Raw genomic sequence first — 16,727 nt, forward strand, 5'->3', positions numbered from 1 at the left:
CCTATAGTACTGCTTTTGAGTATCTTACCAATGAGAATTTATCAAACTCGTCAGAATATGATCTTGCCATTTTCCATCAATTAATAAAAAATCTCGCGCATAACCTTCCACAACAAATCCTAGTCTTTTTAGCAACTTACCACTGCGTTGATTGTGAGGCATATAATTTGCTGTGATGCGATGCATTTTTAATTCTTTAAATACATATTCAATCGTCGCTTCTAATGCTTCTTTCATGTAACCTTGACCTTGTTCTGTTTCTGCAATGCTATATCCCACATTGCAGTATTGTGCTACACCCCTAACAAAATTCGTAAAATTAATAGTGCCAATAATTCTGTTTGAATTGTTTTTCAAGAAAATAAATAACCTCAAGGAACGATCATTGACAAATTCATGTAAATTTACTTCTACTTGAAATTGCCAATACTCCTCTGTGAAAAAATTATCGTCCCAACGAGGATAATAAGGAGTTAAATAATCTTTATTACTGGTGAAATATTCTATAATTTTCGGTATATCATCTTTTATAGCTATTCGTAATAATAAACGTTCAGTTATAAGTATTGGTGGTTCTAATTTCATATCCTCAGGAATCTGATACTACATATTTATATCTTAATAATTTTATTAGATTTATCTAAACTCAACATAATGGTAAAAAGATAAAATATGACGCAGCCAATAAAGTTATGGAGGAATATACCCTTCAGCGGCTAATTTTATTAATGAAAATTATAATTTTCACATCACCAAAATCTTGCTAACCTGATTTTTGAGTAAAAATACAAATGCGATGCTAACTGTATCCGGTAAAGCAGAAAACATTCCATCCAGGTTTTCTGTCGTCGGTTGGCACCATCGCCCGGAAGGCAGCGTGCGATCTAGGTTAATAAATCAGGAATTCATACACAAAGGAAGATGAGCCGTGGTAATACGCTACGATTGGCAGGAAACAGAAATCAGGGCAGTATATTTTACACCATTGCTAGAGCTAATTTATCAAGCTGCTAGTATACACCGCCAATATCACGATTCCAAACAGATCCAAGTATGTAAGCTTGTCTCTATTAAAACAGGAGGTTGTCCGGAAGATTGCAGCTACTGCGCTCAGTCTTCTCGCTATAAAACAGAAGTTAAACCACAAGCACTTCTAGATAAAGAAACAGTGGTTAACATTGCCCAACAAGCTAAAAACAGTGGCATTAGCCGCGTTTGTATGGGTGCTGCTTGGCGAGAAGTGCGAGATAATTCGCAATTTGACGAAGTTTTAGACATGGTGAAAGAGGTGACAGCATTAGGCTTAGAAGTATGCTGCACTCTGGGAATGCTGACACCAGCACAGGCAAAGCGTCTTGAAGAGGCGGGGCTATACGCTTATAACCATAACCTAGATACTTCACAGGACTACTACAGTACAATCATTACCACGAGAACTTACGGCGATCGCCTCAACACAATTCAAAACGTCCGTCAAACAAATGTCACTGTTTGTTCTGGTGGCATTCTTGGTTTAGGTGAAACAGTTGAAGACAGAATTTCTATGCTGCACACTCTGGCAACTCTACATCCTCATCCAGAGTCTGTACCAATCAACATTCTCTCGCAAGTTCAGGGTACACCCCTAGAAAATCAACCTGACGTGCCGATTTGGGATGTAGTGCGAGCGATCGCCACAGCACGTATAGTTATGCCAACTGCGGACGTGCGCTTAAGTGCAGGCAGAGCCAGACTTTCTCACGTTGAACAAGCTTTATGTTTTTTGGCAGGAGCAAATTCTATTTTTTCCAGCGATGACGGGCATATGTTAACTGTGACTACACCATGTCCAGGTTATGGTGCCGATCAAGAAATGTTAAATTTACTTGGTTTAGAAATGCGTCCGCCATTTGTACGTCAGGGAAAAACGACACAAGAAGCTATGGTTGGATAGCACAGAATTGGACGTAGAAGGGGACACGGGGAATTTTCTCTCCGCGTCCCCGCGTCTTACTGTCTTTGCCTCTCTTTACTCTGCTGCTTGCATTACCATGATTAAATTATCTTAGCGGCACGCAAACCAAACAACAAACCAACGGCGATGCCTAAGAAGATTGCCAAGAAAACTACATAAAATACTACGGCTAACATTTACGTTTCTCCACAATTGTCTACTAAATATATTGAATCATTAGTTAGGGGCGGTTCGTGACAGCTGGGAGTAACTCAGCCTTACTAAATCTTTGTGTTATTGCTTCTTAGTACTGCTTTGTGAAGATTACAACCTTCTTAAACGCAGAGGGGCGCAAAGGAAAACGCAGAGGGACGCAAAGATGATCGATAGAAAATTCGCTATGAGTTAATGAAATATTGAGCTAGCTGCCGAAATTGAGAACTCTGGTGATGTAGATGTATATAACCGTGTTATTACCTAGACATAAGCTTTCTACTGGAGCTTATAAGTTTATGCCTGGTTGGTAATAACGCTAAATATATTCAATCTAAATACTTAACTCAAGTTATTTATTGCTACCAGGGGAGGTCAGGTTGAGTAAGTTTTCACTCTTTAAATCTTTATTATTATTTGGAGTTTCTTTGTGCCTAGTACTAGTTTGTCAAGTTACATGGGGTCAACCAAGCGTACAACCTAATCTACTACAAGCACAAGCTAAGATTGCAGGTATAGATATTAATGGTGTACTAATTCTAACACAGCAAGGAGATGAGTCGGTACACATCCGGGGTCGCATTCAAGGCAATCCAGCCAAGCTGACTCCTGGGCCACATGGATTTCACATTCATTCTGTAGGTGTGTGTGAACCGGATGCCCAACCTCCTTTTGTTACCAGTGGTGGACATTTTGATCCTGGTTCTTCTGGTTCAGAACTTCCTGTCGAGGCGAAACATCCTTATCATGCAGGTGACTTGCCGAATTTGATAGTAGATGGGCAAGGAAGTGCAATATACGATGTGGAAACTGATAAAGTCACCTTAAGTGACGGTTTGTTCAGTTTGTTTGACAGCAATGGTAGTGCCTTTATTCTTCACCTGTTACCAGATAAACAACAAGCAAACGGCACTGCGGCAGATGCGGGTGGAGGACGGATAGCCTGTGGAGTGATAACTCGTAATCTTTGATTACTCACCAATTCAACAATGAAGCCAAGGCAGCATTGCGGTAAAATAACCGACACGCGCTTAGGGGATTGGCAATGACTTCTACAATTAAAGTAAATTTACCGCAGCAGTCTTATGATATTGCGATCGCACCAGGTGGTTTAGATCGACTGGGAGAGTATATGTCGAGTTTGAAGCTGGGCAAGAAAGTTTTGCTAGTTTCTAACCCGATTGTTTTTCAACATTACGGCCAAATAGCGATCGCATCTCTACAAACTGCTGGTTTTGAAGTTATTAGCTGCATCCTGCCTGATGGCGAAAACTATAAAACTCTGGAGTCTCTACAAAAAATCTATGATGTTGCTGTGGAAAATCGCCTAGAACGTTCCTCTACTATGGTGGCTTTGGGAGGGGGCGTGATTGGTGATATGACTGGTTTTGCTGCGGCGACTTGGTTGCGGGGGATCAACTTTGTGCAAGTACCTACCACTCTTTTAGCAATGGTAGATGCGGCAATTGGCGGTAAAACAGGGGTTAATCATCCCCAAGGCAAAAATTTGATTGGGGCATTTCATCAGCCGGGTTTGGTGTTAATCGATCCACAGGTATTGCAAACTCTACCTGTACGGGAGTTTCGCGCTGGCATGGCAGAGGTGATCAAATACGGTGTTATTTGGGATGCTCAACTATTTGCAGAATTGGAAGCAAGTCAGCGCCTTGATGCGATGGGTGACATTAAGTCGGAATTAATAGACACCATTTTAGTACGCTCTTGTCAAGCCAAAGCTGATGTGGTCAGCAAGGATGAAAAAGAAGCCGGACTACGAGCGATACTCAATTATGGACACACTATTGGGCATGCAGTAGAAAGCTTAACTGGTTATACGCAAGTGCTGCATGGTGAAGGAGTGGCAATTGGTATGGTAGCAGCAGGAGAAATTGCTGTAGAACTGGGGATGTGGACGCAACAAGAGACGGAACGGCAAAATGCCCTGATTAAAAAAGCAGGTTTACCAACCAAGTTACCAGCCGGATTAGATATTGAAGCTACGATTGAGGCTTTGCAGATAGACAAGAAAGTAAAAGCAGGTAAAGTCAGGTTTGTTTTACCGACACAAATTGGTGCAGTGAAGGTGACTGACCAAGTACCATCAGATACTATCCGTCAGGTATTGCGGGGTATGTAAAGGGGACTGGGATTGGGGTTTGGATTTACGTCTGATGCGAATTCAAATGGCAAGCAAAAATCATATTTTAGAAATCGACCACAGATGGACACAGATAAACACAGATAAATCATCCGTGTGCATCTGTGTTTATCTGTGGTCGTTATCACCATAAAATTAGATTTTGCAATCAATCTATTATTTGTATTTGCTGTGACTCAAGGTGAGTTGGGTTAATTCACATTAGACGTGATTCTGAAAAAATTACTGCGCTTTAACTAAATAAGGTGAGGGAATTGCTTGGGCGCGTCCAGCATTTACCAGTGCTTGGTAAACAAATGCGGCGACGTCTGCCCTGGTAGCCTGACGGTTAGGATTTAGTTGCTTGACGGTGGGGTAATTTACTACCAACTGTCGTGCAGTTGCAGCGGCGACTGGAGCGGCAGCATACTGGGGAATTTGGGAAGCATCGGCGTATAAGGAAAGCACACTTTGATTGTCAGCAGATAAACCCAAACCGTTTGCTAAAGCAACTAGCGCTTGTACTCGCGGAATTTGCTGCTCTGGTTTAAACGTGCGATCGGGATAACCAGCGATAAAACCACCTTGGGAAGCAGTTTGAATGGCGCTGTAAGCCCAGTATTTACTAGCGACATCCCTAAAGTTAATAGCTTCACGTTTGGGTGTTGGAGCAAAAGCTTTAGTGACAATAGCAGCAAATTGAGCACGTGTTACAGGTTCATTGGGTTTAAAGGTGCCATCAGGAAACCCAGCAATAATATTCCGGGATGCTAAGGCTTCGATATGGCTTTTCGCCCAATAACCGACTGGAACATCTTTGAAAGCAACTGCACCACCCGCTGGTGGCTTAACATCAGCGGCAACAAACTCGACGGAGCCAGCAATTTTCTTGGCATCAATATCGTTACCAATAGCAAGAATCTTAATCGTCTTGGTAGCGTTATGTAGGTCGTGACGAGTGTTACTGCGGATCAGATTATCACCTGGACTTTCTGGAGAGCCAAGATCTGGTTCGGCATTGATAGTTGCCACTACACCATCGCGCTTGTTGTTCTGAATCACATTCTTACGCAACATAGGCTTGGCTGATTCTGAGATATAAATACCATCTATGTTTTGTAAAATTTGATTTCCCTCAACCAAAGGTGTGGAAGTACCTCCAATTGCCAAGCCAAAACCAGTGTCCTGAAACAAGTTATTGCGAATTTCTCCAGAAGCAGCTTTAGCTACTGAAACTCCGTTACCTTTGTTTTGGACAAAGATATTATTTTCAATTTTGGGATTAGCTGTACCCGTCACAAAAACACCTTCTCGAACGCTGTTGGTGAAGGTACTGTTTGCTATTGTGGGATTAGCTGATTCTATCCATACAGCTGTACCACGACTGTCTGCATTAGTAACTGTGACTCCAGTAATAACGCTATTCTTGTCAGCCCGAATCGTTACGTTTTGACGGGCAAAGGTGGGACTGATATATGTACCGCTACCTTGAATTAATATTGCTTGACCTTTGGTGGATTCGTCACCCCGGAGTGTCACCCCTGGTTTGATTAGTAGTGGGAAGGTTTCTCCACTTTCTGCGTTATAGGTACCAGGAGCCAGTTGAATTATTGTACCTGGTTGAGCCTGATTAAGAGCATAAGTAATGGTTTTATAAGGCTGTGCTTCTGAACTACCAGCACCAGCAGCGTCCGATCCTGTTTCTGGATTAACGTAAATTACGCTTCCACTTGCAGGAGCTTGTGCCAATAGAGTGGGGTGAATACCTTGGTTGTAGGTAGTATCGGCATTTACCTCTGTGGATAGAAGAATTGAGCCGCTAGAAAAAAGTAACACTGTGCTTAGTGCCACTGGTAAACGGAGAGTCTTTCCGAAGTTTTGTCCACAATTAAGGCGAAAAGTGTTTTTTTGTGGAGTGGGAAAACCCTGATGTTTCATCTTAATTTATGTCTGTGATGTGCTGAATTACCGTTTGTTCAACAAGGTGTCAATTGCAGCCGAGTAGCTGTCAAACCCATGCAAAACTATAGCGGATGACCAGTACCTTAGCAGCTCGGTTCCCTATGTGTAAAACATAAATTTTTTGTTGTGTTTTTTTGTGTAATTTTTGGACTTTAATCCATCACAGATATGAACTGACTAGCTACAAAACTGACTTTGTCGGCAAGCGATCGCACGTCTGAGATGACTCAACATCGCCACTGTTGTCACGGCGTGTTAGACAATACAGTACCACTGTAACTATAGCGATCGTGTGTTGCATACTTAATTAGGTTTTACCGTATATTTGCTGTGGGTAATGTATTTATTAGTAAAAGCGTATTCTAAAGAAAACTAGTATGAGCAAATAAGATTGAGTTAATCAATAATCAAAAACTCAGGTTGCTTATAATTTACACCCTCATAACTCAGCTTTACTAATTAAAACAACGTATAATAATACACACATATTCTTAAAAAAAATTAATATTTATATATATCTAGCAATATAGAGAGACAAAAAATAAAAAAAATATTAGGAAATCAAAAAATGCAAAATTTTCTGTAAAACTAATAATTGTTCAAACGGGGTCGGCCAATATAAAGACCCTGAATATAAACTAAAACTTTAAAAAGGAGTCAAAAAATTTAAAGACTCCCAGTAATATATAGCTCACAATGTTCCAAGCGCCAAGCTGTATAGTATCAGTCTTGGTGCTTTTAATTTATAAATATTTGTCGCGGCTTGGGGAAACCATATGCAGTGATCAAGCAGTGTATACAGTCAGGATTTCGATACTCTTTGTACATGGCTTTTCATGTTGAGCCTGTATTGTTGCCAGTTATTTTATTTAGATAAAAAAACTGGAAGCTCTATAATGTTTATGAGCTTCCAGTTGTTGCTTTGTCAATTGTTATTGAAAAAGTAGAAGGAATCCTAATCGGGAGAACTAAGATGAGATAATTGAAACAGAAGCAAAGTCACTATCAGTTCCAGCAGTCAAAAGAAGTATTACCGTTACTTTTATTTTTCCATAACAGTTTTGCTTTTAAGCATTAACTTTTTAGGAACTTAGCAACACCCACCCCGATGTTGAAAGATTGATCAGCAATGCTTAAACTTATTCGGAAAAATAACCACCAACAGTACGGTCTAACTATTGGAAACATAAGTGGAGGAAAAGTTTACTTCTTAACAATTTGAGTAATAAAAAAATCAGTTTTATGTATTTTAGAGTTTTCTCCTTACTTATAAATTTTTACTTCAAGCAGTTATCTTGTACTTGTTATTTATAATATTCCAAATATTCATCATTAATTTGCCACTTTGGCAGAATGATTGCAAGATTGATAAAACACAGATTCCCGACTTCTTCAAGAAGTCGGGAATCTATTGTAGCGGTGCCACTTACATAGCGATCGCTAACTGAGTCAATAGAATTTAAGTATGTGGTAACTCAAGAGATATTTTAGTTAAATGCAGAGAATTTGAATGATGAATCTTGAGTGTTGTCTGATTTTAATTCAGACTTAAATGATTGATGTTCGTTAATTTGAGTAGCTAGCCAGCGTTCCGAACTACCACCTCGAATTTCTGTTTTTTTCTTGCCAACTACCTCTAGATAAGCGAGATCTTTGATTTTGCTCAGACAGCTTTGTGATTTAGAGCTATCAGACTTTTTATCAGAGGGTAAAGTGGCTATTTTAAGATTTTCATTGCGTTGTTGGCTAGCCCTCTTGATTTGTGAGTTTTCTTTAATCAATCGGTTATAGGTACGATAAGGAATGTAGTGTAAGGGATTATAGCCAGCAAACCGCAGCATTAATACACAAGCCCAGGAATACTTGCCTGCAAGAATTGCTTCAACGACTTGATCGAGTTGTTCGGGGTTAATTGACTTATCGAAATTGCTAGTAATGTTCTGATGCATAGTATTCATTGCCTTCAATAAAATAAATCAGTTTGTCAGTTATGTGGTGATTTTGGAGCGCAATTGGAATTTATAAATTACTCTCTAGGTTTTTTGTTCTCTAATTGGTTCAAGGAACAGATCAGAAATGCGACGCTGGTAAATGATTTGGGCAGTAGCTGATTGTCCTGCTTTTAAATTGATAATTTGATCTGGCTCTAAAGCTACTTCAGCCCAATACACCCAACCAAATTTGTGATCAGGTTGAGTATTACCAGAGATTGATACAATTGTGCCTGAGAGAATATTTTGATCTTGAAATTCAACAGCGTTCTGTTGTCTAGCTTTACCTTTTGCTGATGGCTGTCTGTACTCATCAGCATCTAGTTTGATTTGTACTTTGTCTCCTTTTTTGACAAAGTCTATATTTTGGTAAGGTAGGCTAATCACCAGAGCAAGGGATGTATCGCTAGAAGTGATTTCACCAATAGATTTTTGGGGTTTAACTATCTTGTTAGTACTACGGATGTTAAGAGGAGATACAACCCCATCCATTGGAATAACTGCTTTGTCAAAATCCTGTGGCTGAAATTGATGAAGCTCTCCTAGTGATATAAATTTTCCTCTGACTTGACTGACTTGTTTAATCTTTCCCGTAAAAGCCCAAGCCATTGCAGTCGCCAAAAAAGCTAAACTGCATAGCAAAACTATACGAGGAAGAACCGAAGGCGTTTGCTCTAGCATTTTCTGCAAGGATATAGAGCACTTACCCGTACTTGTAGCTGTTGTCTGTAAAGATGTGGCATTTGTAGGTAGTTTGGAAAACGCTGCTGCTAAGGGCAACTTTTGTGATTGCTCCTTAATGCTCGAAGCGATACTATCCCTACAAATTCGTGCCATTTCGGGGGCTGGATTAGAACAGGGATGCACATCCTGCATATTAATCGTTAAACTCCCTAATTGGCTTGAGGTTTCGACTGCATTTGACCTGATGATTCTGTCCATGAGCTGACCTAAAATCGGAAACCTGACTATAGCTTTAGCTTTAATAAGGCAGTGACTGAGGCAAAAATTTACCTTGAATCATGTCCTTTGACTTGTATGAAAAAGTCTCCGTTTGGCTCTTGGTAGATGCAGTTGTGTCCTCGGAAATTTGGGCTGACTCTCTTAATTCAATTACTTTCCCTGGTAATGTAGATGTTTTGATGTACACCGATACTTAGGAGTGTGTTAAGTAATCATGTTTTGTTCTACAAGAGCAATGACAAAATAGTTATCTATGCTCTGTAAGAACAACATTTGTACTTATACTATTTTTCCCTTTGAATGTCATCTACGGTGTTGGCATTTCTTGTAAGTTTGATGCACTGAATTTGTTCTTCTATTTAATTAAGTATTATACAATTTCCATTTTGTCCACAAGTGTTAAATACTGTAGGGGTTTCGCCCCTCACCTACTATTTGTTTTTGGCTTTTATTTTTCATGCCTTTTTAGGAAGTTTTACTATTAACTCTGAAATTGAATAGTTTAAAGCTCTGACTATGCATATAGTCGTCTGGCAATTTTTACTTTCCATAAATGTTGATAATGTTTTTACAAGTGATGGTGAAGTTTTTGCGGTGCTACATCAGCGCATAGCTTATCTGAAGGCACTTTCAAATTAACATCTAATTGCGAAATTACAGTAAACTTGTTGTTAATTTTGCTTAAAAATTAACTAGTTATTTTCGACAATAAAGTTATTACTAATACAGTTTTTGAGTAGATTTTTCTATCTACTGACTGTATAGGCACAAAAATACAATTAAATCTACTTAAAGCATATTTTACTAAATAATAAGTAACTAATTATGCTGAAAAAATATGCAATGTTAAGCAATCTCTTCAAAAGAAGAGTTGCAGTTTATGCTCGTAATTATATTGAATTGTTTTTAGTTTATTGATGCAATCTCATGGTCAGTTTAAGTGTGATCGCAGATGGGATTGCTGTTGAAATAAGTGGTAATAAAGACTGCGGATTTCCATGAGTTGTTGATGAGTTCCTTGTTCGACTAGAATACCTTGGTCTAAAACGAGGATACAATCAGCATGAGTAATAGTCGAAAGACGATGGGTAATAATAAATTTGGTAATAACTTCATCTGTATAAACATTGTTGAGATAACTAAATCGAACTAGGTTTTTGTAAAATCTGTGTTCTGATTCTGCATCTAAACAAGTGGTAGCTTGATCTAAGATTAAAATGCGTGGCTTCCTCACCAGGGCGCGAGCGATCGCTATTCTTTGTCGTTGTTCGCTTGAAAGCATCATGGCTCCTTCTCCCACATGGGTGTTGTAGCCCAAAGGTAAAGCCTGGATAAAATCGTGTGCTTCTGTAAGTTTGGCAGCAGCGATCGCTTCCTCTAGAGAAATCTCTGAGTTGAACAATGTAATATTTTCTAAAATGGTGCCTGTAAACAAAAAAATATCTTGCGGCACCACGCCTAATTGATTTCGCAAAGACTGGGGAGAAACATTAGCAATATCATGCCCATCAATCAAAATCCGTCCATTGTGAGGACGATATAAACCTGCAAGTAAATTTACTAAAGTACTTTTACCAGAGCCACTCGCACCAACAACAGCAATTGTCTGTCCTGCTTTTACCCGAAAGGAAATATCTTGTAGAGTGTTACATTCCGTAGCGGTATTGTAAAGGAAACTGACATTCTCAAAATGTACGTCACCGCGAATCTGTGGTAACTCCAGTGGCAGTTTTTGTAGATTTGCTTCTGGTTGGGTGGCTAAAACATCATTGAGATGTTCAAGAGAAATTACTACTTCTTGAAAATCATCCCACAGCCCCACTAAAGCCAATACAGGTTTGACTATACTACCAACCATCATACAAAAGGCAACAAACTGACCAACCGACATCTCCTCATTAATCACCAACGTCGCCCCGTACCAAAACAAGGCGGTACTACCGAGATGATTGATTGAACCTGTTGCTAGTTGCAAGTTATTTGCTAACTTTTGAGCGCGAAACCGCGTCTGTACCATATTTGTTAAGCGTTCTTCCCAACGCCAACGCATTACATTTTCTGTTGCGGCAGTTTTGACTGTGGCAATACCAGCGACGATTTCTACTAGTACAGAATTTTGCGCTGCTGATTTGTGCAACAGTTCTCGCGATACTTTTTTGAGGAATGGATTAGCTGCGATAGTCAAAATCGCGATTAATAGAATTAAACCCACTACCATGCAAGTAAGGCGTAAATTGTAATAAGCCATTAATCCTAGGTAGACAACCACCATCAAAGCATCCAGGGTGGTAACTATAGCTTGTTTGGCAAAAAACAATTGAATTTTGCGGTTTTCTTGAATGCGAGTAATAATATCTCCTACCTGGCGCGATGCGAAAAACTGCAATGGCAAGCGCAGTATGTGGCTCATAAAACTGCTGAGTTCAGCAAGATCCATGTGGTTGGAGAAATAATAGAGCAGGTATTGGCGTACTGCTTGGATGGTAATTCGCCAGAAGCCGAAAAAGAGGAAACAAATAGCAAAGACATTGAGAGCGAGTAAACTTTTATACGGCAATACTCGATCCAGCACAACTTGGCTAATTATGGGAACCGCTAGTGCAAAAACTTGTAGCAGTACCGAAGCCAGAATGATTTGCCCCAGTAGCTGGCGTTGATGCCAAAATGTATACCAAAAGCTACCAAAAGAAGTTTTTTTACTTTGTTTGGCTTCTAGACGTTCGGTGGGAAACAATAGCAGCGCGTATCCTGTCCAATTTGCTTCAAACTCTGTTTTGTGTAGCGATCGCTTACCGATTGCCGGATCAGAAATTAACACGCGATCACCTTTGACTCGCCAAACAACCACAAAGTGAATTCCTTGCCAGTGAGCAATCCAAGGTTTAGCTTGCAACTCTAGCTTGCTCAAAGAAGCCCTGACTGGTAACGCATCATATCCCACAATCTCTGCTGCATCTGCTAAAGCAGTTAAAGATGTACCCGTGCGGTTTGTTTGTGCAAAGTTTCGCAGCGTAGTCAAGCTCAAGCGTTTACCCCAATAAAGGCTAATCATCGCCAAACACGCTGCACCGCAATCTGATGAATCTTGCTGCCCAATAAAAGGATAGCGACGCCAAAACCTGTTAGCCAAGGGATGCTGGTTTCTAGTTGCACAAAAGTCAATCTCTGTTGTCGTTGAAAGTACTTTTGGTCTTTCTAGCTGTGGCTCGCTAGAATACGCGGAGGGAAAACTCTCCGTGTCTCCACCTCCCCGTGTCCCCGTGTCCTTTTGATCCTGTCTGGTGAGAAAAATTTCTGGGGCGATCGCAGCTACTGATTCCCAATTTACTTTAGAAACATGGTATGTTACAATCTCTGTTTGAGCTGTCCAATCTGGAATTGCGAGATTGGAGTCATCCCAACTTTCTCCTACTATTGGTGGTTGAGTTTCTGTGGAAGAACTGCTAATCTTTCCATGTACCAACCAAAAGCATCCCTCTAAAGAAGAAGTTACTTCTACCAAAGAGGAGCCAGCACTAATCTTAGTTTTTACTAAGTAAGGTACAAGCTTTTGTAAAGTATGACTGGTCTGTGAACGTAATTCAGTAGCAGTTTTGAAGAAAATTAATGTTTGTCGCTCATAAGTAGCTTGCTGTAAATAATCATTCAAATCGGGAAGCTGCTCTAACCACTGTTTGAGACTATCTAAGCAAATATATGCTATGAAACCGTCACTAGCTGCAACTGCCCGGTAAGATAAAGGCTGATAGTAGAATAAATCATCTACTCCAAAGGTTTGCTCTGCCAATAGTAAGTGGGTTGATACTTCCCGCCCGGTACTTGTGTCAAATCCTAAAAGCCGCACTCTACCTTTACAAACCAGGAAAAGAAAATTGCTACCATCTTCTGTTTGTTGATTGGGAGTATAACTAGCTAGATCGTCACCTAGTTGAAACTCACGCATCACCCAAATCTGACTAAAGTCCGATAGAAGGATTGAATTTCCTGCAACTGTCCTTAAAAACTTTAGGATAGTTACTTGTGGAGTGGAAGAGCGTTGGTTAGTTGTATAAGCCTGCTCTCGTTGAACTCCTGACGATGAGTACGAGTTCATTGTTTTGATATCTGTGTAAGCTAATTAATTTAATTTTTGAAGCGTCCATTTGCATTTCAGACAGTTCAAAACTTCTTTGACTGAAGCACTTACCTTACAACAATAAATTTTGAAAAGTATATTTTTGTTTGTTTTTCATTACTGCTTGCTCCTTTTAATTTGTGTTATTAATTTTTCTACTGTGAAGGTTTAAAAATTCCTGTATCCAATACTTAATATCCAGTTACTTTGAATAAATTACTAAACTTAGGTGTTTCTCATTTGTGTTACTAAGCATCGCTACTTAAGTAAAAAGTATTAGATTTTAAACAGAGAAGAGAAATTCGTATTTACGTAAAAAAGATGAGAAATAGAGTGTTGATGTCATAACTTCTTAACATTGAAAATTTTTACTGATAATAATTACTAATGTCCCCAGAACCACAAGCCGAATACTGAGATTGGAAACAGAAAATTTTGATCTGGAGACTTCAAAACCAAAATTAAACTTATTTTTAGTACTAGCTACTCCGGAATAATTCACCTGTCTCATTTGTTAACTTTATTACATTACCATTGATGCAAAAATCTGTTATACTACCACTTTTTCAGTAAAATACAACATAATCATTGTCCAAAAAAGCAGCCAGATAAAAGAGATTAGTTGCAATTGTTTGAGAATTCATATTAGTCAATTACAATCAATTGCAATGAAAAACCGGACTTTTATATCCGGGTAATAAAAAAATCTTGGGAGTAGGGGTGTGGGGAGAGGAGGAGACAAGGGGACAAGAAAGCAGAGGGGACAAGGGGACACGGGGACAAGCAGAGTAATAAACAATTGTACAGACGCAATTATTTGTCCCGTCCCTACCCAATGACTAATGACTATTGACTATTGACTAACCAAGAACTAAATAAATTCCCCAAATTGCCATTGCCCGTAGATAAGTACTGGCACGGAAAGTTCCAACCGCAGTGATAGCTTCAGGTGTGCGGAATTGTAGCCCATGATCATAAATTTGTTGGACTACCGCTTTTGTTAGATTCATGGCTTCATCTTTCATTCCCATTTGTACTAAAAATGCTGCCAAACCAAAATTGATCCCTGTCCACACTTCCAAAGGATGGGTAGCTTTGGGATTTTCTGGTGAACCATCACGTTTAAGTCCGTTAGCAGCACCAAACTTGCCATGATTAAACTTAAGAAAGCAAGCATCGTAAATAGTTTTCAAAGCAGACAAAGCGCGATCGCTCCTGACAATATCAGGCAATCTCAATAAACGTGCGTAGAACTGTCCGCACAATTGATCCGCCATCACTACATCCGAACCGCTTTCACTATCGAGTCTGTAATACTGCCCATTCCAAAGTTTCTCTTCATAAATTGGGCGAGATTGTTGTAACCATGCTTCGTAGATAGATTTTTGCTCTAATAATTTTTCTGTATTGTCTGTACCTTGAGCTTTTGTTATCAAAACATCACAAATTGCGATCGCAGCTTCCAAAGCTGCCAACCACAACCCACCACAATAAGCACTTACTCCCCGTAGTCGCCAGTCATCAAAAGTTTGATCGGGCGCACCGGAATTTTCCGGAATTCCATCACTATCTTTGTCAAAAGTCTTTAGATAGTTGAGGGTTTCCACAATGGCATTCCAGCAGGCTGCTAGAAATTGCACATCATCAGCACCAGTGAGGAGAAAATCACGATATACCTGCAAAACAAAATCACTACCTAAATCTTTCCACAAATTGCAATCTTGGTAACTGGTATAGTTCGTCTTTTCCCAAACGTGTTCATTGGGAGCGCCCAAGTCGTGAGGCGTTGCACCTGCTACCTTGCGAACAGCCATAGGACTTTCTGCACCAATGGTGTAATAGTAGCCAATAACGCGGCGGCGATCGTCACTTTTAGGAATCGCCCGTGCAAAGGCACGAATCACAGCTTTCTCCAGTTCTGGGAAAAGTATCAACAGTGCAAAAGAACCATACAACCGCACATCAAGACTCTCGTACCAGCGATAGTCCAAGCATTCTAGCACTGCAAATTGACCAATCGGATCACGCTCTGATGCCGCACTCCAAAGAGTACCGCCAGCAGTAAGATCGTAAAGCTCATTCAACAAAGCCATTTTGAACCAATCTGGTAAGTCTGCACGCTCAAGAATAGGTTGTTGCCATGCTTGAATCTGCTGTTGCCAGATTTGATATTGTTGTAGCGCAGTAGACGCGATCGCCCAAGCATTCTTGCCGTTATTACCAAAAAAGTCTGTATATCTGCGGTCATATTTGATGCCAGCTGCAAATTCAGTCACAGGAAAATCCCATATTAGAACAAAAGGAATTTGCAATGTTGCACCTGGTTGCACAGTAAACCGCACAGCGAGTGCTGCTCCGATTTGTTCATCCTCTTTTGCTGGAGTTTTATTTATATAGTTAGGCAGAGAGCCATTTTGTACAAAGCTTTCCCAGACATCTTCACCCGTACCAATTGGGTTCCAACGAGTGTGGTGAAAGATTTCCACATTCGGCTCTTTGCGTGTGGCAATACACCACTGCCCCTCTCCTTCCTGAACGGATTCACCTATAGCCAAGCGATCTAAAATACAGCCGATATATTCAGTATTTTCAAACAACTCGTTAAAATTATCCTTACTTTCATTCAAGCGTGGTTGATACTCGTAAACTGGGCTACCATCATCCCGCAATCGTATCTCAGGAGATTTCAAAGCATTAGTAAACCAACCCACCATATTTTGCCAGGTGAGCATAATACTCAAAGTAATAGGTGCATTTGTTGGATTACGTACAGTCCACAGAAATACCGCCACAGGATAGCTAGTTTCTTGGTAGTTATTTGCCCAAATAGGAGAAAATTGTTCACAAGTTAACTGGGTTTTATATACCCCTTCATAAACAAACCAACTGCGGGGATAAAGAGCATGGTAAGTACCACTTACGCCGTCTTGACTTGTTGGATACCACTGCCACGCTTGCAGGCTACTATCTTCCGGAGGTTCTGTACACAAAGCATAAGCTTGGGAAGATGTGCCATCTGACTCAAATACACTGAATTGACAGGCGGGAATATTTTTGAAGATATGTTCGCCACCGTCGATATGCCACAGATTAAAATCTCCCCGCGAAGAACGGCCGATACAACCCGCACCGAAACCGCCTAAAGGCATTCCATGCCAGGGGCCATCATCAACATTACTAGCATAGCGGACAGTGTAGGGCTTGTCCCAGCCTAAACCAATGGGACGACTCCAAGTACAGGAAGGAATTTGCGGAGAGGATTGATTTGTCATCGCCTCAATTAACAGCGTGCAGTCACGATAATGAAGACTAGCGCGATGTGTAAAATTTCTCAAGTCAACTGTTAGGAAATTTACACTTCACTTCCATCTAAGAGTTATTAGTTGTTTTGTGCGATCGCGCTCTCACCATCGC

11 protein-coding genes are annotated in these 16,727 nt (G+C 40.2%); 4 read left to right on the forward strand and 7 right to left on the reverse strand.

All coding sequences use genetic code 11. The annotated features are described in order from the left end of the window. Window positions 1-24: 24 nt before the first annotated feature. Window positions 25-585: a ribosomal protein S5-alanine N-acetyltransferase gene (gene rimJ / locus U2718_RS12260; RefSeq protein WP_341998330.1), complete on the reverse strand. Its 561-nt coding sequence runs from the start codon at window positions 583-585 to the stop codon at window positions 25-27. A 343-nt stretch (window positions 586-928) separates the two neighbouring features. Here rimJ and bioB point away from each other — a divergent pair, with 343 nt between their 5' ends. Then, window positions 929-1,933, forward strand: a complete 1,005-nt coding sequence (bioB, locus tag U2718_RS12265; RefSeq protein WP_341998333.1) for a biotin synthase BioB — start codon at window positions 929-931, stop codon at window positions 1,931-1,933. Window positions 1,934-2,034: 101 nt separating this feature from the next. On the opposite strand, the gene petL is transcribed toward bioB, so the two are convergent. Continuing rightward, on the reverse strand, window positions 2,035-2,130 hold the full coding sequence (petL, locus tag U2718_RS12270) for a cytochrome b6-f complex subunit PetL (protein WP_289791140.1): 96 nt from the start codon (window positions 2,128-2,130) through the stop codon (window positions 2,035-2,037). A gap of 444 nt (window positions 2,131-2,574) precedes the next feature. Here petL and U2718_RS12275 point away from each other — a divergent pair, with 444 nt between their 5' ends. Continuing rightward, window positions 2,575-3,117, forward strand: a complete 543-nt coding sequence (locus U2718_RS12275) for a superoxide dismutase family protein (protein WP_341998335.1) — start codon at window positions 2,575-2,577, stop codon at window positions 3,115-3,117. 74 nt (window positions 3,118-3,191) lie between these two features. Next, on the forward strand, window positions 3,192-4,283 hold the full coding sequence (gene aroB, locus U2718_RS12280; RefSeq protein WP_341998337.1) for a 3-dehydroquinate synthase: 1,092 nt from the start codon (window positions 3,192-3,194) through the stop codon (window positions 4,281-4,283). Between the two features lie 243 nt (window positions 4,284-4,526). Here the strand turns inward: aroB and U2718_RS12285 are convergent, their stop codons facing one another. The 3 genes from U2718_RS12285 to U2718_RS12295 all read right to left on the reverse strand — a co-directional run bounded on the left by U2718_RS12285 (window position 4,527) and on the right by U2718_RS12295 (window position 9,178). After that, complete coding sequence (locus U2718_RS12285; protein WP_341998339.1) at window positions 4,527-6,221, reverse strand: DUF1565 domain-containing protein; 1,695 nt, start codon at window positions 6,219-6,221, stop codon at window positions 4,527-4,529. A gap of 1,511 nt (window positions 6,222-7,732) precedes the next feature. Continuing rightward, window positions 7,733-8,194, reverse strand: coding sequence for a HetP family heterocyst commitment protein (locus U2718_RS12290; RefSeq protein ID WP_341998341.1), 462 nt, complete (start codon window positions 8,192-8,194; stop codon window positions 7,733-7,735). Window positions 8,195-8,278: 84 nt separating this feature from the next. After that, window positions 8,279-9,178 carry an HlyD family secretion protein gene (locus U2718_RS12295; RefSeq protein WP_341998343.1) on the reverse strand — a complete coding sequence of 300 codons (900 nt, stop codon included), beginning with the start codon at window positions 9,176-9,178 and terminating at the stop codon, window positions 8,279-8,281. 80 nt (window positions 9,179-9,258) lie between these two features. On the opposite strand from U2718_RS12295, the gene U2718_RS12300 reads away from it, so the two are divergent. Then, window positions 9,259-9,396 carry a hypothetical protein gene (locus U2718_RS12300; RefSeq protein WP_341998345.1) on the forward strand — a complete coding sequence of 46 codons (138 nt, stop codon included), beginning with the start codon at window positions 9,259-9,261 and terminating at the stop codon, window positions 9,394-9,396. 734 nt (window positions 9,397-10,130) lie between these two features. On the opposite strand, the gene U2718_RS12305 is transcribed toward U2718_RS12300, so the two are convergent. Together U2718_RS12305 and U2718_RS12310 are read right to left on the reverse strand one after the other, a co-directional pair. Further along, the gene (locus U2718_RS12305) at window positions 10,131-13,292 is read right to left on the reverse strand and encodes an ABC transporter transmembrane domain-containing protein (protein ID WP_341998347.1); all 3,162 of its coding nucleotides are present in this window, start codon (window positions 13,290-13,292) and stop codon (window positions 10,131-10,133) included. A gap of 881 nt (window positions 13,293-14,173) precedes the next feature. After that, window positions 14,174-16,585, reverse strand: a complete 2,412-nt coding sequence (locus U2718_RS12310; RefSeq protein WP_341998566.1) for a GH116 family glycosyl hydrolase — start codon at window positions 16,583-16,585, stop codon at window positions 14,174-14,176. Window positions 16,586-16,727: the final 142 nt, after the last annotated feature.

It is taken from the genome of Chlorogloeopsis sp. ULAP02, from assembly GCF_038404745.2.
GTDB lineage: Bacteria > Cyanobacteriota > Cyanobacteriia > Cyanobacteriales > Nostocaceae > Chlorogloeopsis.

What these genes read in the sequence shown, in the direction of transcription:
- petL (WP_289791140.1), bottom strand. Translation starts at nt 2,130, where the DNA reads ATGTTAGCCGTAGTATTTTATGTAGTTTTCTTGGCAATCTTCTTAGGC.
- U2718_RS12295 (WP_341998343.1), bottom strand. Translation starts at nt 9,178, where the DNA reads ATGGACAGAATCATCAGGTCAAATGCAGTCGAAACCTCAAGCCAATTA.
- rimJ (WP_341998330.1), bottom strand. Translation starts at nt 585, where the DNA reads ATGAAATTAGAACCACCAATACTTATAACTGAACGTTTATTATTACGA.
- U2718_RS12310 (WP_341998566.1), bottom strand. Translation starts at nt 16,585, where the DNA reads ATGACAAATCAATCCTCTCCGCAAATTCCTTCCTGTACTTGGAGTCGT.
- U2718_RS12305 (WP_341998347.1), bottom strand. Translation starts at nt 13,292, where the DNA reads ATGAACTCGTACTCATCGTCAGGAGTTCAACGAGAGCAGGCTTATACA.
- U2718_RS12285 (WP_341998339.1), bottom strand. Translation starts at nt 6,221, where the DNA reads ATGAAACATCAGGGTTTTCCCACTCCACAAAAAAACACTTTTCGCCTT.
- U2718_RS12290 (WP_341998341.1), bottom strand. Translation starts at nt 8,194, where the DNA reads ATGCATCAGAACATTACTAGCAATTTCGATAAGTCAATTAACCCCGAA.
- U2718_RS12300 (WP_341998345.1), top strand. Translation starts at nt 9,259, where the DNA reads ATGTCCTTTGACTTGTATGAAAAAGTCTCCGTTTGGCTCTTGGTAGAT.
- aroB (WP_341998337.1), top strand. Translation starts at nt 3,192, where the DNA reads ATGACTTCTACAATTAAAGTAAATTTACCGCAGCAGTCTTATGATATT.